16 protein-coding genes are annotated in these 23,178 nt (G+C 56.8%); 9 read left to right on the top strand and 7 right to left on the bottom strand.

What is annotated here, in order from left to right; translation table 11 throughout:
• Nucleotides 1-9 precede the first annotated feature (9 nt).
• The 7 genes from Mal15_RS13720 to Mal15_RS13690 all read right to left on the bottom strand — a co-directional run bounded on the left by Mal15_RS13720 (nucleotide 10) and on the right by Mal15_RS13690 (nucleotide 8,299).
• Nucleotides 10-2,262 carry a DNA polymerase gene (locus tag Mal15_RS13720; protein WP_147868291.1) on the bottom strand — a complete coding sequence of 751 codons (2,253 nt, stop codon included), beginning with the start codon at nucleotides 2,260-2,262 and terminating at the stop codon, nucleotides 10-12.
• Between the two features lie 150 nt (nucleotides 2,263-2,412).
• Nucleotides 2,413-4,782, bottom strand: a complete 2,370-nt coding sequence (locus tag Mal15_RS13715) for a DUF3987 domain-containing protein (RefSeq protein WP_147868290.1) — start codon at nucleotides 4,780-4,782, stop codon at nucleotides 2,413-2,415.
• A gap of 74 nt (nucleotides 4,783-4,856) precedes the next feature.
• Nucleotides 4,857-5,474 (bottom strand): hypothetical protein, encoded by a 618-nt coding sequence (locus tag Mal15_RS13710; RefSeq protein WP_147868289.1) that lies wholly within the window; start codon nucleotides 5,472-5,474, stop codon nucleotides 4,857-4,859.
• 6 nt (nucleotides 5,475-5,480) lie between these two features.
• Nucleotides 5,481-5,726 (bottom strand): hypothetical protein, encoded by a 246-nt coding sequence (locus Mal15_RS13705; RefSeq protein WP_147868288.1) that lies wholly within the window; start codon nucleotides 5,724-5,726, stop codon nucleotides 5,481-5,483.
• Nucleotides 5,716-5,937 (bottom strand): helix-turn-helix transcriptional regulator, encoded by a 222-nt coding sequence (locus Mal15_RS13700; protein WP_147868287.1) that lies wholly within the window; start codon nucleotides 5,935-5,937, stop codon nucleotides 5,716-5,718. The genes Mal15_RS13705 and Mal15_RS13700 overlap by 11 nt, the downstream gene beginning before the upstream one ends.
• Before the next feature lie 215 nt (nucleotides 5,938-6,152).
• Nucleotides 6,153-7,559, bottom strand: a complete 1,407-nt coding sequence (locus Mal15_RS13695; protein ID WP_147868286.1) for a hypothetical protein — start codon at nucleotides 7,557-7,559, stop codon at nucleotides 6,153-6,155.
• Between the two features lie 290 nt (nucleotides 7,560-7,849).
• Nucleotides 7,850-8,299, bottom strand: a complete 450-nt coding sequence (locus Mal15_RS13690; protein ID WP_167546801.1) for a GIY-YIG nuclease family protein — start codon at nucleotides 8,297-8,299, stop codon at nucleotides 7,850-7,852.
• 437 nt (nucleotides 8,300-8,736) lie between these two features.
• Between Mal15_RS13690 and Mal15_RS13685 the strand changes: the two genes are divergently transcribed.
• From Mal15_RS13685 to Mal15_RS13645, 9 genes are all read left to right on the top strand, one after another.
• Nucleotides 8,737-10,377, top strand: coding sequence for a class I SAM-dependent DNA methyltransferase (locus tag Mal15_RS13685; protein WP_147871990.1), 1,641 nt, complete (start codon nucleotides 8,737-8,739; stop codon nucleotides 10,375-10,377).
• Nucleotides 10,367-11,749, top strand: coding sequence for a restriction endonuclease subunit S (locus tag Mal15_RS13680; protein WP_147868284.1), 1,383 nt, complete (start codon nucleotides 10,367-10,369; stop codon nucleotides 11,747-11,749). The genes Mal15_RS13685 and Mal15_RS13680 overlap by 11 nt, the downstream gene beginning before the upstream one ends.
• 24 nt (nucleotides 11,750-11,773) lie before the next feature.
• Nucleotides 11,774-12,595 carry a hypothetical protein gene (locus Mal15_RS13675; protein ID WP_147868283.1) on the top strand — a complete coding sequence of 274 codons (822 nt, stop codon included), beginning with the start codon at nucleotides 11,774-11,776 and terminating at the stop codon, nucleotides 12,593-12,595.
• On the top strand, nucleotides 12,576-13,337 hold the full coding sequence (locus Mal15_RS13670; protein WP_147868282.1) for a hypothetical protein: 762 nt from the start codon (nucleotides 12,576-12,578) through the stop codon (nucleotides 13,335-13,337). The genes Mal15_RS13675 and Mal15_RS13670 overlap by 20 nt, the downstream gene beginning before the upstream one ends.
• A gap of 11 nt (nucleotides 13,338-13,348) precedes the next feature.
• A complete protein-coding gene (locus Mal15_RS13665; RefSeq protein WP_147868281.1) occupies nucleotides 13,349-14,329 on the top strand; it encodes a DUF4268 domain-containing protein in 981 nt (326 codons plus the stop codon).
• A gap of 5 nt (nucleotides 14,330-14,334) precedes the next feature.
• Nucleotides 14,335-17,559 (top strand): type I restriction endonuclease subunit R, encoded by a 3,225-nt coding sequence (locus Mal15_RS13660; RefSeq protein WP_147868280.1) that lies wholly within the window; start codon nucleotides 14,335-14,337, stop codon nucleotides 17,557-17,559.
• A 60-nt stretch (nucleotides 17,560-17,619) separates the two neighbouring features.
• Nucleotides 17,620-17,862 (top strand): SMP domain-containing protein, encoded by a 243-nt coding sequence (locus Mal15_RS13655; RefSeq protein ID WP_147868279.1) that lies wholly within the window; start codon nucleotides 17,620-17,622, stop codon nucleotides 17,860-17,862.
• Nucleotides 17,863-18,150: 288 nt separating this feature from the next.
• Nucleotides 18,151-19,968, top strand: a complete 1,818-nt coding sequence (locus Mal15_RS13650; RefSeq protein ID WP_167546800.1) for an autotransporter family protein — start codon at nucleotides 18,151-18,153, stop codon at nucleotides 19,966-19,968.
• Between the two features lie 2,205 nt (nucleotides 19,969-22,173).
• Nucleotides 22,174-23,070, top strand: coding sequence for a hypothetical protein (locus Mal15_RS13645; protein WP_147868277.1), 897 nt, complete (start codon nucleotides 22,174-22,176; stop codon nucleotides 23,068-23,070).
• Nucleotides 23,071-23,178 lie beyond the last annotated feature (108 nt).

Raw genomic sequence — 23,178 nt, 5'->3', positions numbered from 1 at the left:
TTTTCACTCTCAATTGGGCTGCCACACTTGAAGGCGGTCAGCGGTGTCAAAAACAGCTTCGGCACTCTTGTGCCATCGTTCGGTCAGTGCGTATTCGCAGGGAACGGGGATGCCCGGTACAAACGGTTGCATCGATTCGCTGCAGATTCGGGCGATGTCTTTTGCGGCTCGGTCGATGTCGTCGTGTTTCGACAGTTCGATGATGAATTCGTCGTGAATGAAAGCCACGACACGGTAGCCCGTCTTGGTCAGATCCCACATCGCCTGCTTGCACCCGTCGGCAGCCAATCCTTGAAACGGAGTGTTTTTCGCCGCGGTGAATGGCACGCCACCTCGCATGCGACCGGTGGTTGTGGTGACGCTGCTGTGCAGTAGTTTTCGCAACGGTGAGTCGGGGGCCGTGTTCCGCTGCTCGATGTGCGGCGTTATCGCTAAATTCCCGCACAATCCTGCCAGTTGCCGCCAAACCCGTTCGATGGTTCGCTGCTGATACGGAGTGCCATCTGATTTGCGTGGGTTATCGGCAAGGATCTTCCGCAACATCCCTAGGTGGAATGGCTGCGGCCAAGTGGCGCGCACCTGCACTACATCTGCCTGCAACGCTTTCGCGATGATTGCAGCAGTATCCTCGGCGAGATACAGGCCTAACTCGGGGTAGACTTTTCGGGTCAGTAGCTTGATGAACCGTTCAGCATCAGACGGCGTCAGATCCACCCCGTAGCTGAATTTCGCGTGCTCGACCAAAGCGGCGGCGCCGAACCCAGCCGGCAGTCCAAAATTGAAAACCTTTGCACGTTGCCGCAATTGCTTTTTGTCGGGTAACGCGTTGAATTCCTCCAGCGTCACCCCGGCAAACATTGCCGCGGCGTAGCTATGCGGGTCGATGCCCTCAATCAACACGTCCCTCAGTCTGCTAAATCCGATCTGTTGGTGGCAAACCGTAGCCAGCGTCCGCAGTTCCAGGCTGTTGTAGTCGATGATGAACAACAAATGTCCGGGGCGAGCGGCGATCGCTTCGCGTACGGGGCTGTTGCTAGGCAGTTGCTGAATGTTGGGGCCGCTACAGCTTGTTCTTCCACTTCGAACCATCACTCGGTACTTGGGGTGAATCTGTGGCTGCTGCAGGCCGTCGAAAAACGCCCTTAATTTGGTCAGTTCGGTGTAGCGGCAGTACGCATCGATCAAAGGGTGCCGGTCACGGAACTGGCACCAGCAATGGTTCACCGAAGTCGATAGCTTTCCCGTTCGCGTCGTCGGAATGCTCAGCTGACATTCAGCTGCGATCGTCGCGAAATGTTCCAAGAGTTTCGTCTGGTTCAGTCGCGGTAGCCCGGAATTGCGGTTGATTTTCAGTTCTCTCGTTTTCTTGTAGCGGTGCCACAGTTCCGCATCGATCCTGTCCATCGTTTCAATAGCTTGCTGAATGTCGGCATCGATTCGCTGTTTCAGCTCGGTTGCTCGGTCCAGGTCAACGTGCAGCCCATTGCGATGGATGCAGTCCAAACTGACAGCGGCTTTCACCTGCACAGCCTCGGTTAGAAAACCAAACTGCCGGGGCAGGTTGAATTGTCTGCAGATGCGGTTTGCCGCGTGCGTCAGCTTCGCAAACAGCTGAAACGTCGCGATGGCATCGGCCGCCGCGTACCGCAAGAACCCCGAGTTAATGGAATGCCAGTCCTCGCCGATGGTTTCTTCGAATCGCAGGCGGAAGGCGTCTTTTTCCAATTCGTAGCCGCACCAATCCTTGACCGCATCGTGTAGACTCGGCATACGGTCGTCGTCGTGCTGGGCGAGCGTCACCAGGGCAGCTAGTAGCATTGTGTCGTGCATTCGGTGTTGATCCACTGCCGCCCACATCCAGTTGCGTGCGATGGACGCGTCCGTCTCGGTTAGGTGTCGGTCGATAACTGCAAAATCGAATGCCACATGATGGAAAACCAGATGATGATCGTTCGGCAGGTGTTGCAGCAGCAATTCGGGCAGCTGTTCCGGTTTCAGCAGGTAATGCTGTGAACCGTCGCTGACACTGACCATTGCCAATTGCGGTACTTCATGCTTGTCGGCTAGCGTCGTTTCGGTGTCCATCGCGATGTATTTTCCCAACGGCTGTCCATCCCAAACTGACCAGCGATATTCGTTGGTGCCCAGCATCAGCGTGCCCTCGATGCCATACCGGGCTGGGTCGAACGATTGCGACGGCAGGTTGGGTTCCACCTGAATCGCCTCGCGTTCAGTCATCATTTCTAAAGCTGCGTTTTCCATCGCTCGGTTTCTCTGGGAACTTGTTTTCAAAGACGCATGCGGTGTCAGCACGTCAGCACGTCAGTAGGATTTGCGACAATCGCGGACATTCTTGCCCGGTATCCCGGCAGGTCCGAATAATTGCTGACCTGCTGACACACAGATGGCGTTTTAAGTGGTCATTGGCAACGCGATGAATTGGCTGCCCTCGATGCGCCCGTATCCAGATTCAGCGAGTTTCTGCATCACGATTCGGGCATCATCGGCCTTCTTGATGGATCGGCGACCGGCGACCAACATGCGGGCATCCAGTCCTCGCGGATGCTTGTTCCGGATCCACTGCAGGTGCTCTTTCAATTCTGCCTGCTCATCACCCTCGTAGTTGCGTTCGAATTCGCGGCCAAACCACCATGCCAGCTCAATGCCAGACCGCATGCTTTCCTGATCAATCGCCTGCATCGCCTGCCCGTCGGGGCGGTGTAGCAACTGTTTGACGATGGACAGAATCAGTGCGAAACGTCCCGCCAGCGGGCGCAGTTTCAGCCAATTGTCCCGCAGCGATTTTGACAGCGGTTCGGCGTGGTCGGCTGCGTCGTCGGTCCACCGGATAAATGCCCGTTTTGCCGCATCGCTGCAGGGCAGCAAAAGTGGCCGCAGCGTTTCACCGCAGGATTCCATCGGCAGGGCGTAAAGCTGCTCGGCAAGGCGGTGCATCGCGTCGTCGGTTTCCTGTGGCACTTCCCGGTCGGACCATCGAACGATCTCGCTGGGCGGGCTGGCCGATAGCACACGGGCTGCAAACCCGTTCTCGATGAATCGATCAGTGAACAGTGTTTCTGCGGCTACACCGGGCTGGATGGTGCCGCAGACGCTGATGCTGGTTCGCCTCAGGTAGGCTCGGTACCCGTCGGTCTTTCGGTTCACCTGAATGCCGCCCCCGTTGTAGATGCTCAGCCAGTTTTCAACGTCTCGTCCTTTCCCCTGTCGGTACTGGTCCATGCTTCGAAGCCAAGCGGCCAGTTCATCGCAGGCCAAAAGCAACTTCGGGTTGTTGCTGTGGATGTCGATCAAGGTTTCCATCGTCGCATCGTTGATGGTCAGCTGCTCGGTATCTTTTTCTCTGGTTGGCTTCGTTGCTGAAGTGTCCCCGCCTGCTTTGGCCGTTTCGTAGGCGTCCAACTGTTCTTGGTAGTCTGCGTCTCGCTGCTGCATCATGGCATGCAGGGCAGATTCAATTCGCTCGGCTGGCGCCGTTGCGGCTTCCCATCCCGGCGTCTTTCCGCAGGCCACATCGCCGATCGTGACAGCCCAAACAATGCTGGGCTGCTCGAAACCCCGCTTCACCTGCAGGCGGCGAGACTGTCCGATCAGGCCGGCCAACACAGAAAGCATCGGCAGCCCGACATAGGCGGGGTCAATGTTGATCGCCGCGGCATGTTCGGTGACGTAGGACTGCACGACATCGGGAAACAGCTTCGTGGGGAACGGCTGGTAGGCTCCCGGTTCTGGGAGTTGTTTCGCGACGGTCGCGTGGTACTGCTGCTGTGCATTCTGCACCTGCTCGGCATAGCGAACGCGAACTGAAGCGGCAGCCGCACCAAAATCTGCTCGATGGTGGAGCAGGGCATAGCATGCGAATGCGTCATAGCAGGTTTGTGGCTGGAACGGCGTGGCATTGCTGCTGAAAACGTACAGTAGCGGTTTGTTGTCATCGCTTCGGATGCGGCCCAGACTTGCTGAAAACCCGTCTCTGATCTCCTTGCCCGGTCGGGTCAAGTACTCCGTCCCTTCGTCATCCCGGTGATGTGGCTTCCATCCCGCGTCAAGCAGCAGTTGCCGCAGTTCGGTCTGCTGATTGTAAACGTCCCCCGGTCGAGGCTCCCCTTGGTATTTCGATCCCGGTTTGGCCTGTACCTGTTGGGGTGTAAATCGGGAATAGCTGCGGCAGATGGCGAGGATGGTTTCAGCTTCGTCGTCACTCAATGTCGGTAGATTGTCGACGCAGCCGTGTACCAACTGATAAGGCCGCCCGGACTTGTGTGTTGCAGATGGGGTTCCCGGAGCACAAGCGTAGCCTCCAGTGCCGCGTGTTTCGATCGTCACCTGCGGTTGGAGAATCGGCTGTCGTTCCGAGTCGGTGTCCCCGGCCGGCAACGGCTCGCTGTAAGCCAGAATCTGAGAGGCAGGCGGCGGGGATGACTGGCGAAACCAAACCTGCCTTCCTGGTCGCGGCGTAGCGATGGCGAGTAACTTTTCGGTGATTCCAGGTAGTTGGTTCTGAACGTCAGCCCAGAATTGTGCAAAGTGCTTTTCTGCGTCGTGGTCGAAATCAATCACGTGGAGATTCCCACTGATCGCGCCCGCGACGACGCCAATTCCGCACTGTTCTGTTCCGAACCAATGGTCGATTTCATGTTCGGATGCGAACCGGGCTTGGTACGGTTTCCAGGCTCCGATGGGTGCTTTGGACCCGTCGAGCTGTAACGGCAGAACGTTGAATCCGGCGTCAATGAATTGTTTTGCAGTCGTGATAGAATCCATCGCAGTGTTTCCAATCAAAAGCAGCCCCGGTTCGGATCGCCGTCCAGCCGGGGCTGCTTGGGTTTCGGGGCGAATCAGGCGTCGACGGGATAGTCAGCAGCAGGGGCCTGAATCGGCGGCTGCTGCATCGGCTGCGGTTGGACTGCGGTCGGCGTCGGTTGCGGCACTGGCAAGGGTGCCCCCTGGGGCGCTGCGGGCGACGGCGGCGGAACAACCGAAGACGCGGCAGCAGCTTGCTGGGGTGCCCTCACGCGAATGCACGGCACCATTCGTCCGGAAAAGTTGGTGGTGGTGGCGTACAGTTCGATCGGTTGGCCGTGCCATGCCGTCGTCTCATCGCCGAACAGCTCGACGCAGGTAAATGCGTTGGTTTTGTTCAAAACCAGCTGCTGCTGTTCACCAACAAACCGCATCACTGGTTTGTTGTCGCCCTCCGGCATGGTGGTCTGCGTGACGGATTGAATCGTCAGCACTCGCGGATGGGGTAGATCGGCGGCTTTAAGGTAGGCGCCGGCAAACTGCTCTGACATTTTCATCGTTATGGTTTCCAATTTCACAAGGACAGGCATCGTTTCCGGCCAGGATGTAACCGCACATCCATTAGCATCCCGGTCGATGCTGGTTTCGGGTCTGATAAACAGCAAGCGTTTTGCGTTGCTGTTTTGCTTTTCTCGTGGCAAACGTTTCGCCAATCCGCATCAGCTGGTGGATGCTGTGAGCATCTCAAGGACGGCGTGGACGGTGGCCACGGGGATCTGAACAGCGGCGGCAATACGCTGAACGGCTGCCTCGGTAGCGTCATCTGCTCGGCAATCGCCGCAGCTGCAATCGTGGCCAAATTCCATCCAGTGGCCGCATCCGGGGCAGCAGACTTCCTGTTCGCAGATGAAGCCGAATTCGATACCGCATTCGTCGCAGCGGATGTAATTCGTCTCAGCTGGCATCGGATGCACATCCCTGTGCGTTGATGTGGTCCATCAGCACAGCAGTGCGGTACCGGGTGCTACCGCCCACGCTGATGCGAGCATCAGCGGGCAGCGTGCCGTCGGCCATCCAACGGTCGATGGTGCGGCGGGTCACTGCGTACAGCTCCGCGGCTTGGTCAGGGGTCAGCAGCGGGGGGTATTCACGCTGCTTCGGAGTAGATGCGGCCATCTTGATTGGCCCTCCCATCTGTCAAGTGAAGAACTTGTCAGCAGTGGCACAATGCCAGCCGCTGTATGCAGATGGGAAACTGTCCCATGAAATTTTGTGGGACAGCGGTGCAGTACGCTCACGGGACGGGAAAAGACGGGACGGGAAAAGTTGGGAAATCTGCCTACTGTCCCAATGAAGCCATGGGACAGTGGGACAGTGGGACAGTGAGCCGATTACTCGCTTTGAGGCTTCGCTTCTATTAGGTCCACGAACAATTCGTTTAGCTGTTCACTTGAAATGTCGCCCATTTTTAGCTTGAGTTGGACTTCAATGGTGTTGAGATCGCAGAGTTTCTTGTATGGCTTGTACCCGCCAAAAACACTCTTGAAGAATCGTCCTATCGTGCTTTTGCTATGAGACGTTTCTCCAATCTGTTGCTCGGGTTCCTCCAGCCATTGGTGGAACTCACGTAGTCCGACGGGGCCTGGCCGGAATTCATTGGTGTTATACCGGTGCCACGTGCAAAGGTAGGAAAGTAGAATCGCCTCATTTCCTTTTACCTGCTCTTTCCGAGCCTGCTTTTTTTTTCCGGTGCCGCCTCCACTTGTATTAATCGGTGTTACCGAGTCGTCTTGAACAGCGTCTGGATTCCACGAATTCAATTGTTCGGCAGGGAGACCCTTTCGCATTTCACGAATTACTTTTATTGAATCAAGTACCGGCTTGTAAACCGTCACGTCCTTGTGAAAGTGGCGTTTGCCGTCACGTTCGTAACAGATTGGATCGGCAAATCGGCAAAACAGACCGGCAAGCCATAGAAAAGCTGGCCGGTTCTCAAACTCACCAACGATTGAATTTAGCCCTTCCCAAGTAACATCAGGAAGCGAATGGACGGCTTGTCCAGCGAGTTCGAGAAACCGATCCACCCCCTGGCATCCCGCAGGAACGGTGACGAAATCAAAGCCCAGTGAGTATCCAAATTCCGGAAACTCAAAATTCAACGGAAGTCGAAGCCTTCCAATCACGCGTCTCTGGCTTGTGGAAAACGGTTGTTCATCTGACAGCCATTCAACTAAGCCGTCAGGCCGGACGCGATGGGGAACGCCGTTTAAAGAGTGCCAAGTCAGATTGATTGAACCTTGTTGGTTCAAGCTAAGCTCTTCGAAACCACTTAGGACTGATTCAAGTGTCGCGTGGCTTACCGTTGGCACTTGTTCGTTTTTCTGAGGGACATTGAGAGTTGTTTTTGTTTCAATCAAGTTCGCGGAGTCAGCATCGAGATCTCGTTGTACGGATACTGATGACGCTATGTCCCATCGGTCCAACCATTTGACGATCCTAGCTCGATTCGCTTCGGTAAGAACTGAATCGCGGTGGCTTAATTCGACAGAGGCGGCCAATTGCTTGATCCGGCCCAGGTGTAGGGGATCTTCCGCCAATTCAAAGCACTGGCCAATTTCCCCCACCAACACGCACGCCCAGACCGCCGCGTCTCCTTCGGTGCGGACAATTGCGTCGGCTCGAAAATCACCTCTTAATCGTTCTCTTGCCTTTAAAAGAAGCTGTTTCCGTTGCTCCTGCCGCAGAAACAAACGAACGCACCGGTCATGGAGCGTTTTTGTTTGCAGTTCACTGATCACGTCACTCCACCCATAGTTTCAAGAAGGGCGGGCCAGCTCCGCTGCAGCTATGGGACTGCGTCGAAGTCTGGCCGCGACGGTGTACGGCCGTCTCGCCGAGCGGATTATCGCGGTCTGCACGTTCTGTCCTACCCTGGCATAGAGCACAAAACGAAAAAACGGCGGATTCGAAGCCGCGATGCCCCTTCGGACGCAATCACGGCCCCAGCACGCGATTCGCTCGGCCCGTTTCACCTCCGATCCGGCTAGACCCGGAAGATTCGCGGGGGGCGTACTCATTCGGCGACGGCTTACCGTTGATGCGTGCCCATCAGCGGCGCCAGAAGTAGAAGTATCAGCACGAACAATATCAGCGACATCACGACGACTCTTCTCCCGACGGCATCCAGTGAACCCGTGAACCACGTCAGGCACCCGATGGGCGCGTTGTGCATTCCCAACTTGGATTTCAGTGCTTCGAATTGGTGGCTCACCAAGTAAACACGAACGATGTCGCCCTGAAACCACTCGCCCTCCAGTCGATGACGCCGAAACTTCTGGTGGAAATAGGATTCGTGGTCACCAGGTAGCACCGCCAAAATCACCAATCGCTCCGAATTGCCGGTTTGGAGTTGGCGGCGCCGCCCTTCCGGATCGTTGCTGATTCCGATCTTGATGTCTCCACAGAGCCCTGCCTGTATGAAGTAGGTGTACGTCGCCGAAAGTCTGGCGGACTCCGCCACGTCTAGGGTGACTGACAACGTTTCATGAACGGTTGCGTCCTTGAGATTCGACGCGTCGACTTCCGTCCGAGGAATTGGTGGAGGCTCCGCAAGCTTAGACGCTGGGGCCTTACTTTGGGTGGCAGTCCGCCGCTGAAGTGGCTGTCCGGGGAGCCGCAACGTCGCCCCACACTGCGGGCACTTCGCCCGGAGCCCCATCCTTTCGATCGGCGAAAGCAGTCGGCGCCCGCACTGCGGACACGGGATCTGAAACGTTGTCGGTGGCTGCTGGGGCAATGGACTTTTTGACGTGGAAAAACGGGCGATGTGATCGGATCGGGATGACACCGCGTCACTGCGCAACTCATCCGTTCGGCATCATACTTGATTCGGCCCCTGCTACCGGACGCATTTGCCGTCCCTTACACTGGGGCGTTTGCGAGATTTGCGAACTTGGTGACGTGGTGTCAGTGGGCATGGGTAAGAAGAAGGCGAAGGACGCCAAGCAGGCGGCGAATTTGGGGTTTGAAGCCAAGTTGTGGCTGGCGGCGGATAAGCTGCGGAACAACATGGACGCCGCCGAATACAAGCACGTCGTGCTGGGGCTGATCTTCCTGAAGTACATCAGCGACGCGTTCGAGGAACTGCACCAAAAGCTGATCGCCGGCGAGAGGGAGTACGAAGGCGCCGATCCGGAGGACGCGGACGAGTATCGGGCCGAGAACGTGTTTTGGGTGCCCCCGGAAGCTCGCTGGCAACACGTCCAGGACAACGCCAAACAGCCCACGATCGGCAAGCTGATCGACGAGGCGATGGATGCGATCGAGCGGGACAATCCCAAGCTGAAGGGGATGCTGACGAAGAACTACGCCCGGCCGGCGCTCGACAAACAGCGTCTGGGCGAGTTGATCGACCTGATCGGCACGATCGGTCTGGGCGACGCCGAAAACCGCTCCAAGGACATCCTGGGCCGCGTCTACGAGTATTTTTTGAGCCAGTTCGCATCGGCCGAGGGCAAGAAGGGCGGCCAGTTTTACACGCCCAGCTGCGTGGTGCGAACGTTGGTCGAGATGCTGGCTCCCTTCCAAGGCCGCGTGTACGACCCGGCTTGTGGGTCCGGTGGGATGTTCGTCCAGAGCGAGAAGTTCGTGGAGCACCACGGCGGCCGGATCGGTGACATCGCGATCTACGGCCAGGAGTCGAATCCGACGACGCGACGGCTGGCGATGATGAATCTGGCGATCCGCGGGATCGACGGCGACATCGGCAAGGAGCACGCCGACACGTTCCGCCGGGACTTGCACCCAGACTTGAAGGCCGATTTCGTGATCGCCAATCCGCCGTTTAACGATTCGGACTGGTACCGCAAAGACGATGACGTGCGTTGGAAGTTCGGCACACCGCCCAAGGGCAACGCCAACTTCGCGTGGGTCCAGCACTTCATCCACCACTTGGCGCCCGGTGCGGACGCTGGGAAGCAGAACGGACGAAAGCGAGGTGACACCGCGTCACCTCCGCCGGGCGGTTTTGCCGGGTTCGTGCTGGCCAACGGCAGCATGTCATCGAATCAATCGGGCGAAGGTGACATCCGCAAGGCGATCGTGGAAGCGGATTTGGTGGACTGCATGGTCGCATTGCCGGGGCAGTTGTTCTACAGCACTCAGATACCCGTATGCCTGTGGTTCCTGTCGCGGAACAAGAACGACGGCCGCCGCCGGGACCGCCGCGGTGAGACGTTGTTCATCGACGCCCGGAAGCTCGGCAAGATGATCGACCGGGTCCACCGGGAGCTGACCGACGAAGAAGTCCAGCGGCTCGCCGACACCTATCACGCTTGGCGGGGCGACCTGGAGTTTTGCAATCTGGAATCGAAGCTCGAAGGGTACGAGGACATCCCTGGCTTCTGCAAATCAGCGACGAAGGACGAGATCGCCGAGCACGGGTACGTGCTGACACCGGGTCGCTACGTCGACGCCGAAGCGGTTGAAGAAGACGACGAGCCGTTCGATGACAAGATGTCACGACTGGTCGGCGAACTAAACGAGCAGTTTGCAGAGTCGGCAAAGCTGGAAGCCGCGATCCGGTCCAATTTGGAGGGACTGGGCTATGGCGGCTGAGATCATTGAGAAATCACTCCATCTCCCAGTCGGCAACGAACTCATTCCGCCACACTGGAAGTGGTATCGGCTAGACGATACCTGCGAGAACGTATTTGATTGCCCTCACTCGACACCGAAGAAGGCGAACGTCGGCCCACTGATGGCACGCACACAAGACATCATGACTGGCGTATTTCGAGTGGAACAGGCACAAACTGTTTCCGAAGCAACATATGCGGAACGAATCAAACGAGCTGAGCCAAGTCGGGGCGATTTAATGTACAGTCGAGAGGGCACTTACTTCGGAATCGCTGCCGAGGTCCCACCGGCCACGCGAGTCTGCCTCGGACAGCGGATGGTCCTGATCCGTCCAAATCCGGAACTGGTTGATTTTCGCTTTTTGCGTCACTGGCTAAATTCGCCAGTGATGGCAGCACACATTCACGGCTATCGAGATGGTTCCGTTGCTGAGCGTCTCAATCTTCCGACGATCCGCGCTTTGCCAACGCTTATTCCTCCGCTGCAAGAGCAACGCGCCATCGCGTCAATCCTCGGCACTCTCGACGACAAGATCGAGTTGAACCGTCGGATGAACGAAACGTTGGAGTCGATGGCTCGGGCGATCTTCAAGAGTTGGTTCGTCGATTTCGACCCGGTCCGGGCGAAGATGGACGGTCGCCAGCCCACCGGCATGGACGCTGACACCGCGTCACTCTTCCCCGATTCGTTGGAGCATGTGGATGGGATTGCGTTTCCTGCCAAATGGAAACTGTGCCCGGTTTCGGAAGCGATCGAGGTAAACCCGAAACGTCGGCTTGCGAAGGGGCAGATGGCACCTTACTTGGACATGAAAAGTATGCCCACTGGCGGCCATCACCCGACTGAATGGATTAGCCGAGAATTTAACTCTGGAACTCGGTTCATCAATGGGGACACCCTCCTCGCAAGAATTACACCTTGTTTGGAAAACGGAAAAACCGCGTTCGTCGATTTCCTGGCAGAAGACGAAATCGGCTGGGGGTCGACGGAATACATTGTGCTTCGATCTCGTCCGCCGCTGCCACTGGGGTTTTCCTACTACCTGGCGCGATCGGACGAATTTCGTACACACGCGATTAACAACATGACTGGGAGCAGTGGACGTCAACGAGTTCCAACTGATTGCTTCCATCAATTTTTGTTGTCGGTGCCTGATCAAGCAGTCTCGGATGCATTTGGAAAAACCATTGCTCCGTCGATGGAGCGAATCAAAGCTAATTGCGAAGAATCTCGAACACTTGCCGCCCTCCGCGACACACTGCTTCCCAAACTGCTGTCAGGCGAGATCCGGGTTGGTGAAGCAGAGCAGAGCTTCGCTGACAGCCTGTCAGTTGCATCTGCACCAAGTTGAATGGCTTGAAAAGGGTGAGCGACGGTGAATTTTGAAATTTGCGTGATCCCGGGACGTAGCTTCCAACATAAGGAGACTATCCAGACGCGATCGATCGGGCGGAGTTCATTCGGCCCAAGCGCGACTTCATTCGCGGGCTCCTACCAGATCCGGGATATGGGCAGGCATTTTGAGGACTACATCGTTCGACCACAGCAGGTAGGTCTCATAGGGGGACAGTTCCACGGTTCGTTTCCACCTAACTTCGCGTATCAGCCGTTACTGGATAAGCAACGATCTCCGGGTGTGATAGGAAATATCGGTGAGACTGTTTGCGGGATCGTTGGACTGCGAGCACTAGGCCTTCGAGCAATCGACATCGTTCACATACGAGCGACCACACCGAAACGCGCACCCGACTTCGTCTTCAACATCGCAAGTCTACCAACTGCGTTCCATCAAATAGCCGATCGAATGGAGATTCCGGCGTCTGCAATGGAGTTTTCACCAAACTGGTGGCCAGCCGAGGCAAAAACCACCAAGAGAGCCAACCACGTCACTCCGTTTGATGACGCATTTATCCAGCTAGTCTGCTATTGGAGGGAGTGTTCGCGTAGTGACGTTTTTCAGCATTCCATGGGATATGGACTGATTATCATTACGGGCTATGAATCAGGGCATCGAAACATCAACGTGTTCATGCTGATACCGCGCAATCAATGTGTGCTTGCTCGTTATCTCCAAATGACAGGCGTTTCAAAGAAGACTGCCGCCGATTCCAAGCTGGCATCGCACCTATTGGCTGATTCGAAAGTTCGGTTGCGAAAACTCCAAGAAACTATGTTCTATGGAATTCCAAAGGTTTGATATTCCGCAATTGGCAACTCTGTTCTCGTATGCTCGTTGGGCAGGTGATGTCATCATGTCATCGCGCCTCGAAATGAGGATGAGAGAACTCATCCGATTGCAGAACGAAAAGAATTTGGAGATTCGGAAAGCAATGAACGGGCAGGGTGAATCCGCCGACGTGAGTCTCAAGTCGATGCCCCGAAATCGAAACCTTTTCCCGGTATTTGTTGCTGAGCAAATCCTGAGCGTCAAAGATGACCGCGCGATTAAACTCGAAGGCAAAGACTCAGAAGCCGCGGAAAATCTTTTTGCCGGCAGCAGAGCGAGCCCGAGAAGCGTGCCAGGGACGCCTATCCTTCGCACGAAGAAACTTCGTGGTGTCGTTAGCGAAACCGGACCGTATGAATACGCGATGAAGGCGTATTTGACCAGCTTGGAATGGGAGGGCGGCTTAAGGAGGCAAGCGACGATCGCAGCTGAAAGGTTTGGATCTGTTTCCTACGGGGTTAAAGATACCGAACAAGGCCAGCAGCCAATTGATAACAAGAAACGCCCAGACAAGGATGACGGTGCCGTTTCTTGGATCATTGACGCGAGTCTTAGGCAGACAATTACAGTTGACGAGTTTGGGCTGATTCACTCAATCGGGACTTGGGCTCGTTCTGTCGATGAGTTTGAACTAGCGATGGTGTTCGTGCAGTTTCAGAAAGTACTGGACTTTCTTGCTGGTGAGAAAAAACTACGGTCATTGGAACAGTAAATGGTGACGACATGACAGCGAAGAACCTCAGCCGCCTTGAAAGCGTTGATCTGCGGACCATTTGGGCATCCGAACCGGGGGATTTCACACCATGGCTAGCGGGGACAGAGAATATCAAGCTCTTGGGCGAAACAATTGGAATGGATTTAGAAGTGGAGGCCCAAGAAAGAAATGTCGGGCCATTTCGAGCCGACATCTTGTGTCAGGACACAGCGAGCCAAGCGTGGGTGCTAATCGAAAACCAGCTTGAGCGAACGGATCACATTCACCTTGGGCAATTAATCACTTATGCAGCTGGGCTAGATGCGGCGACAATTGTCTGGGTCGCTGCGAAGTTCACCGAGGAGCACCGCGCTGCACTCGATTGGTTGAATGATATTACTTCGGATAAGTTCAGCTTCTTCGGGTTAGAAGTGGAATTGTGGAGAATTGGAAGTTCCCCCGCCGCGCCTAAGTTCAACTTGGTCAGCAAACCGAACGATTGGACTAGATCGGTAACATCCGCTGCAAGAAACACAGGGTCGCTGTCAGACAATCAGCAATTGCAATTGGACTACTGGTCTGATTTCCGCGAATTGATGCTTGAGAAGGGCGGAGCTGTTAAGCCCACGAAAGCACATCCTTGGGGCTTTATGGATCTCTCACTCGGAAAGTCGGGAATCTTTCTCAATGCACACATTCGGCTGAACCCGCCTGTCGCTTCTGTGCGGGTTGTGGTGGGAACCGATGAGTCGCTCGCATACTTCAAGTTGCTCGAAAGAGACAAGGAGCAGTACGAGGCACAATTTGGGGAAACACTTGAATGGCTGGAGAACCCAGGTGCGAAACAGAAACTCATCAAGATCGAGTTGTCGGATGCTGATCCAGCCAATCGCGATGACTGGCCTCGCCAACACTCGTGGATGCACGAGAAACTCAATGCTCTGCACTCAACGTTTTCATCGGTGGTGAAGACACTCGATCCTAATGACTACGTGCCTGAGGAGAAATAAACCCAATGGGCACGATCAACGAAGACACTGTCGAACAGGCCGCGTTGGACTGGCTTTCCGAGATCGGTTTCGACACCGCGCACGGTTCGACGATCGCTCCGGATGGTGACGCCCCCGAGCGTGAATCGTTTCAAGACGTGATCCTCATTGACCGGCTGCGGGCGGCGATTGCGAGACTGAACCCCAAACTTCCCGAAGAAGCCCGTGAGGACGCCCTGCGCAAGGTCCTGCGGCCCGATCTGCCGACGGTCATCCAGAACAACCGGGCGTTCCACCAGCGGCTCAGGGACGGCGTGGAGGTCGAGTATCGGCGTGATGACGGTTCGATCGCCGGCGACCACGCCAAGCTGCTGGGTGACATCACGTCATCAAACGATTTTCTGGCCGTCAACCAGTTCATCGTCACCGAGCACGGTCACAACCGCCGGCTGGACATCGTCCTGTTCGTCAACGGATTGCCGCTGGTCGTCATCGAACTGAAAAACATCGCCGACGAACAGACGACCGTCGACAAAGCCTACAGCCAACTGCAGACGTACAAGGCCGAGTTCCCGACTCTGTTCGGCTACAACGAACTGCTGGTCGCCAGCGACGGCGTGGGGGCTCGTATGGGCTCGCTGACGGCCGGACGCGAGTGGTTCAAGCCGTGGAGGGCGATCGACTCTGAGAAGCCCGTGAAGGGACTGAGTGAGCTGGAAGCGCTGATCCGCGGTGCATTCGACCCGGAGAGGCTGATTCGGCTGGTCCAAAACTTCATTGTGTTCGAAGAAGACCAGGATAGCGGCAAGGTCCACAAGATCCTGGCCGGGTACCACCAGTTCCACGCCGCCGCCACCGCGATCGAGGCAACGATCAAAGCGACTCGGTCCAATGGAAGCCGGCAGTGCGGTGTCGTTTGGCACACCCAGGGCAGCGGCAAGAGCCTGACGATGCTGTTCTATTCGGGGCTGGTGATCTCGCGTCCCGAAATGAACAACCCGACGCTGATCGTGCTGACCGACCGCAACGACTTGGACGACCAACTGTTCGGCCAATTCCAGCGATGTCACGATGTCTTGCGTCAAACGCCGGTCCAGGCCGAGAGCGTCGAGCACCTGCGTGAGTTGCTACAGGTGGGGTCCGGGGGCGTGATCTTCACCACGGTCCACAAGTTTGCGGAGAAAGTGGGCCAGTTCCCGCAGCTGTCGGATCGGTCCAACGTGGTGGTCATGGCCGACGAGGCCCACCGGAGCCAGTACGGCTTCAAAGCGAAGGTCAACAAGGAATCCGGCGACGTGTCCTACGGATTCGCCCGGAACATCCGTGACGCGCTGCCCAACGCATCCTTCATCGGGTTCACCGGGACACCGGTCGAACTGGACGACAAGAACACCCGGGCGGTCTTCGGCGATTACATCAGCGTCTACGACATCCAGCGAGCGGTCGAGGACAAGGCGACCGTCCCGATTTTCTATGAAAGCCGGGTGATCAAGCTGTCGCTGGCCGATTCGTCGATGCAAACGATCGACGAGGACTTTGACGAGGTCACCGAGTCAGAGGAAACCACGACGCGGGAGAAGCTGAAGACCAAGTGGGCGGCGCTCGAGTCGATGGTGGGCGACGCGGACCGTTTGCGCGTGCTGGCCGAGGACTTGGTCAAACACTTCGACACCCGCTGCGACGCGATGCCGGGCAAGGGGATGGTGGTCTGCATGAGCCGGCGGATTTGTGTGGACCTGTACAACGAGATCATCAAGCTGCGACCGGAGTGGGCGGGATCGTCCCAAAAGGCCAAGCCGAACAATGCCAAGGCGTGGAATGCGTCGCCGGGCAGCGAATCGCCGCAATTTGTAGCCGAGCCCGAGCGCGGGCCGCTGTCGAAAACGAAGGATGACATCACGTCAGACGACGACGTCACCGGCGCGGTGAAAACCATCATGACGGGATCCGCGTCGGATCCACCGGAGTGGCAGCCGCACGTCCGAACGAAGCAACGGCGAAGGGAACTGGCCAACCGATTCAAGGATCCGTGCAGCGATTTCAAACTGGTGATCGTCCGCGACATGTGGCTGACCGGGTTCGACGCCCCGTGCTTGCACACGATGTACCTGGACAAACCGATGCAGGGTCACGGGCTGATGCAGGCGATCGCGCGGGTCAACCGCGTCTTCCGCGACAAACCCGGCGGTCTGGTGGTCGATTACCTGGGGATCGGTGATTCGCTGCGTGCGGCCTTGCGGACGTACACGGAGTCTGGAGGGCAGGGGGAAACCACGATCGACACGGCCCAAGCGGTCGCCGCGTTGCAAAAACAGTACGACATCTGCTGCGACATGCTTCACGGGTTCGATTGGTCGGCGTGGCACGGCGGAAAGCCCACTGACATGGTGTCAGTTCCCGTTGCCGCCCAAGACTACGTTCTCGATCAGGAGGACGGCAAACAGCGTTGGCTGGCCAGCGTGGGCTCACTTTCGAAGGCGTTCGCACTTTGCCCCACCGAGTCCTACGCCCACGAGATTCGCGACGACGTCGCCTTCTTCCAGACAGTTGCCGCGATGATGCGGAAGTACCAGGAGAACGGCAAGTCGCAAAGCGAACTTGACTACGCCGTGCGTCAACTGGTCGGCAAGGCGGTCGTCACGACGGGTGACCGGCCGATCGACGTGTTCAGCGCCGCCAGCATGGAGAAGCCGGACATCTCGATCCTGTCGGACGACTTTTTGGAGGAAGTCCGCCGCTTGCCGCACAAGAACGTGGCCGTCGAATTGCTCAAGAAGCTGCTGAGCGACGAGATCAAAACTCGGTCGCCACGCAACGTCGTCCAGGCGCGAGCGTTTTCGGACATGCTCAAGCGGACGCTGAACGCCTACCACAACCGGGCGATCACGACGCAAGAGATCATCGAGGAAATGATCAAGCTGGGCAAGGAACTCCGCGCCGCGGCGGCCCGTGGAGCGGATCTGGGGCTCAATGACGACGAACTGGCCTTCTACGACGCCCTGGCCGAGAACGAGTCCGCATTCGAACTCTTGGGGAACGACAAGCTGAAAGTGATTGCGACGGAGCTGATCGTGGCGGTTCGGAAGAATGTCACCATCGACTGGGCACTACGAGAATCGGCCCGGGCCCGAATCCGCGTCATCATCCGCCGGATTTTGCGGAAGCACGGCTACCCGCCGGATCTGCAGGCAGCGGCGACGAAACTGGTGCTGGAACAGGCGGAAGCAATCTGCAACGACTCTTTGAGGTGACGTCGCGTCACCTGTCAGACGCGATCCTACGGAGCACAGGCACCAAGCCACAATGAGTCGATGACCAATCCCTATCGCCCGCCCGAATCGCGTAGTTCGCATTCCGATGAGCGAAAACCAATTCAATGGCGAGGCTACCTCATTTCAGGGGGAGCGATTGTCGCCGGAATCGTGATCGTATTGGTGATCGAACTGTTGGGCATCAAGGGCGAATTGCGAAACTACGTGTTGATTGGGTTGCTGCTGATCGGTTCCCTCGTCGGTTCCCACTTGGTTGAAAAAACCAAGCGGAACAATAAGTAGATGGTGTTTCCGAAACCGGAGATGATTAAGAACGCGGTGGGCAGGTCTGGCAAGCCTTGACGGTACTGCCGGATGCCTCGCTTGTATTCGAAACGTCTGTTGTGTCAGTGTCATTTCTTGGCAGTGTTCTGACGGTGGGAGGACGATACCCCATTCGTTACTTCCGCGTCAGGGCTCAAAATCATGCTGAAAGAACCTCATTCGTTGGTGTTGAGGAACCTCCGTCGATGTGCATTACTCGCAATTCTTGGGTCAGCGGTTTCAGTGCAATCGGCGTCGTCAGCTGATTTGATTGTCGATAGTGCCGCGGATTCGGGCACCGGGTCATTGCGAGAGGCGCTGACAAATGCAGCGGCGGGCGATCGGATCGTTTTCGACTTTCCGGTCGATACAACGATCACGCTTTCGAGTGACTTGCCGTCGATCACAGGTAATCTGTCTTTTACAACAAGGGACCCGATCAACGTTACCATCGACCGCGCCGGCGTCGCCGGTGCATTGAACCTGGCTGGTGGCACGATTGATCCCACAAACTTGAATGTGGCCAACCCAGTTGACGACCCGGATTTTGTCGTCGCTTCCGGCGTGACGGTCGTTGGAAATGGTACCGTCACGGGCGACATCGGGCCGAGCGGCACGGCATTTGGAACCTTGTCGCCCGGTGCGAATGCGAACGCTGGTACGATCGGCATCTTCGATGTGGACGGTGATCTAGATCTGACCGGGGGCACCGTCCAGTTGGATCTCAGCACTTCCGGTGGCACGACGACATCCGACCGTGTGACCGTCTCTGGAACTGCGACCGTTGATTCGGCTGATCTGTCGATTCGATTCAACGGTGATCAGTTCGCCGCCGGCCAAACTTTCCTTGTGTTGGATGCAGGGACGATCTCAGGAACACTTTCAAGCCCGACACCACCAATTGACGTGCCGGACCGCCCCTTTCTGGAATTGGTCTTTGATTCTTCGTTGCCTGCCAATCAGATCGGGTTCGCCATTCAAGACAACGGGGCGCCGTTTTCAACCGTTGTGACCGGGTGCAACCAACTGTCCGCTGTCGAGGTGTTTGAGGACTTGCGAGGCAGCTCCCACACAGGAGTGGACGCGCTCGTGAACTCCGCCGGCGAGACAATGGTCGCCGCGGCGAACGCGATTTCGGGATCAATCTACCCGTCACTGATCGGTGCCGAAATCGTCCACATTCAGAACAACATAGAATCGATTCGCGATCGCGTGCTGCTGCAACGCTACGACGGAGTCCGCCCGCCGGCGATCATGTCATGGGCGAGGGCCTACGGTGTGTCCGCCAGCACGGAAGAAGATCATTGCGAGACACCCGGCTACTACCAAGAGTTTGGGGGAATGGAGTTGGGGTTGGGGCTCAGCAACAAGAACGGGCTGTCGTCACACCTTTTCGCTCACTTGGGTGGTGGGAAGCTCGAAATGTCTGGCGTCGAACAACATGCTGACATCGAGTCATACCGCGGCGGCGGATCCATCGAGTACGTGGGCGATTCTCTGTACTTACTTGCCGCTGGTGGCGGGGGCGTACAAACCTACGACGTGAATCGGTCGTTCTCGGTGATCGAAGGTTCAACGGCCGCCCAAAGCTCGTTCGATGGTACAGCAGGATTTGCCTACTTTGAGACTGGAACGGTTTTTGTGTGGCAAGCCATCAGTTGGGTTCCCTACCTCGGGCTTCACGGTTCGCGGGTGGAATTGGACGCAATCAATGAAACGGGAGATGTTGATTTCGCACTGACCAACCCAGGCGGCAGCGGTGACTCAATGCGAGGCGTGTTGGGGCTTGGAATGGAGCAATCCGGAGGGTTGGGGAACGTTGTGGCGACCACCCGCGTTCGTTTCGGGTGGATGCACGAGTATCTCGATCCCAATGAGATTTTCGTTTCGAGTGTCGCAAACACATCGGTGATGTCCCAACTGACCGACCGCGGCGTCGACGCCGGGCGTGACTGGGGATTCGTGAGGGCACAACTCGATCTGTTCCGATTCTTGGGCGGTCAGGCTTCGATCGCCTACCAAGGGCAAGCCAACTCCAGGTCGTCCTTCAACTCGCTTGCGGGCGGCGTTCAATGGGTTCGGTAAGGGCGTACATTGCCCAAGGTTGATTTCCGTTTCATCAAGGGGCTGCCATATTGGCAGTTCTTGCGAGTTTTCACGCTCAATCAACGCGAAAGTATGGCCTGGACTGGCCCCCTTATGCACCGAAAGCCCCGCCTTCCACTGAGAGTGCGGTCGTTTACTGCAATTTTGCCGTCGTTTTGCTGCACCACGCCGGATGAGCACTGTGGTGTACGTGCTGCTGTCTTCTCCCCACGCCCTGGCCAACCGTTCGGGGGGCGGGAGCAAGAAAACCTTTTCTTTTGGTCCCCCAGGTACCTGACCGTGTCGATGGGGGGATCCGGGTAAAGAAACCCGGCAGGTGTAGGATTCCTAGACGTTGACGCAATGCACTGTTGCAAACTTTGGAACAGCATTGCAGAGATCGAATGTCTGTTGGGGCCAGCCGCTGATCCAACTGAAAGACATTTCATTTGTTGACGGAATACCGATCAATCAGCGCGTCGGCCCCAATGCCCGTTCTAGCCCTCACCTTCGAACGCCCCATTTCTGCTGACGAGCAGACGTGCTGACCGTGGAAAGGGGAGACTGGAGACCTGAGCACGTCATGAGGTCATGCACCAATCAGACGCCCGACACACCACCTTCGCATTGCGTCCGATGGCTCTCGCCGTATCGTCTGCGGCGACCAACGCAAATGATCTGACTGGCTTGCCGCAAAGCGACGCTGTGTCCAATCAGATTTTGATTCTCCACGGTGCAGTTTCGACGGAGGCGGGAGGTAACCAAGTACCGGGAAATCGCCAGCTTCGATTAGCGGGTCAAATTCCTTCGCGATCGGGGCCCCCTTTCGCACTTCAAAGCGGTTCCAGAGTGTTTGGCGGCCGGCTGCCCGATGTCTCACCGAACTGCTATTTGTGGCGGTTCACTACGCCGCGATGATGAACCAATCCCCGAGTCGCTTACGTGGTTCCCCAGGAGAATAAATCGACACCGTCACCGCTGTGACGCATCGCGCCCATTTGCCCTCGGCAATCTTCCGCTCACTTCGATTAATGCGTTTGAACCCGCTGGACGATCCCTCGTTGTCTACCGCAGCTTCGTTTTCGATTGGGCTGGACAGCCGCCGTACTCTACGAGGTCGGCGCGGGGCAAAGCTTCGCTTTCTCGATCCGCCGAGTTCGGAGAACACGGCGACACTCCCATCGCATCGTCAAGTACGCAAATTGCGTTGCGGGAGACTCCTAGGTTCTACGTCCATCACTGGTGAAGTGATTCGTACGAGGGGTTTCGTTTCAGTGCCGTCTGCTGCGACGTTCATCACCCGTGAGCGTCGCTTTCCGAGCCTACAATCGCAGAGCCGCTGGCCGACCCTAACGATGTCAGCAAGTCAGCCATCTCGGCATCGGAAAGATGGTCGCGGATGCACTCAGCAAACAACTCCGCAGGCTGTGGGGTACTTTCGGGGGTACTTTTGCCGGACGATTTGTTTCGCCCCGTGTTTTCCGCGGTGGGGGAAACCCTAGCGGGGTAGCTCTCAGAAAGAGGCCTCCTGCAGTCAGCAGGGGGCCTCTTTTCGTTGGGTCTGGAGTGCACGGGATGATTCGTCCGCAGGGGCTGAAAAAAGGGCATGGCGTTGAGCCCGGACGTCGGGACGCACCGGCAGCATGCCCTCATCATTCTGCCCCGGATCATTCTGCCTTCTCTGCTGCAATAGCGTCCGTCCAGGAGCCGGTGGGATCGGGAGGTAGGAAGATTTTGGGGGTAAGAAGATTCTGCGGATTGCCGCCCGTGCGTTTGTGGCCATCCGACTTCTTGTGCCAAGCTCGCGGTTGGTATCAGAGAAGGGTCAAAAAATGGGTTGGTCAAAAAATGTGGACGGCGAAGGAACTGCTGTTGCACCGTGCCTTCATTTTTTGACCACTCCATTTTTTGACCACCCTTCCGCATGGCATGTTGAGCGGACAGCTGACAGGTGCCGCCACAGAGACAACACCCACCTGTCGAGTTAAGAGAGGACATGCTCCTTCCATTGACGGAGCGATCACGGGTGGCACCAAATGATGCCCTCCCTGAAGACCGTCCAACCGATGAGAGCGTGCAAGGTGGGTGGCGCCTTTAAGCCGACCAGACGTTGATTCGCTTCTCCTTTTCGGTATGCTAGTCCAAACCAGACAAACTGTCTGAAAGGTACGGACGGCATCTCAACTTGATTGAAGGGGAAATACCATGGTTCGGGCGATGGTCATGATCTGCTTGTGTCACCTGACCATCGTGTCCACGACGTGGGCTCAGGAGCCGACGCAAGAGTATGAAACCCTAAAGCAATTTTATCGCCACCAGGCGAAGCAGATTCGTTTCCGACTGGATGACGACGGCTTGCAACGGCTGAAACTCGAAGATCCCGTCTTCACGTGGACGGGACTGGACTATCAGAAGTATCGCGATACCGTCGCGCCGAATTCCGGAGACGTTTACGTTTGGACCTACCAAGGCCGAGCGGTGGTCGCCGGTGGCGTCTTATCGCTTCCGATCCAATCGGGACGGGAAGTCTACCAGGAGTTTCAAGCACTGATCGAGACGCCACCGAAGCCCATCCGAAGCCCGATGAAGTGGGGGCAAATGTGGTCTCCTGTTGGTGTCAAGTTGCGATCATTGCCAACAGCGCCAACGCCTCCGCCCGGCGATGACGACCTGTCACGACGCCGAAGGGATCTACAAATGCGGGGGATCGCGAAGCAGTTCTCCGCGGAAACACGATCGGTCCAGACGGGTGAAGTTGATGCACTACGACTCATTCCCAAGGCCGTTTTTCGCCTCAACGCAGTGGAGTTGCAAAAGGCGGATTCGCCTGTCGTCGACGGATCACTCTTCATCTTTACGAATCAGCTTGGCACCGATCCCGAACTTACCTTGTTGATTGAATGCCACGAGACCGACGAGGGTCTCGTCTGGAAGTACGCGCCCGGTTCATTGGCGTTCCAGGAGATTTGGCTCAAGCACAACGGGAGGGAGGTTTGGCATCTTCCCAACTACTTGGATCATCCAGGAGAAGGGAATTTTAATTCGTCGCGACTGTACGACAGCGTCAGCATCGACGACATCAAATCGATGATTCAGCAATGACGAACACTTGCGTCTCCCGGACATCGCACTGATCCGCGTCGGTGTTTCAATACGAGGTAGGTAGGTCAACCTGACGTTTCGATCGGAAGGAGCTCCCCCACATCACAG

The sequence above is a fragment of the Stieleria maiorica genome (assembly GCF_008035925.1).
GTDB lineage: Bacteria > Planctomycetota > Planctomycetia > Pirellulales > Pirellulaceae > Stieleria > Stieleria maiorica.
This window is presented reverse-complemented; position numbering and strand designations above follow the sequence as displayed.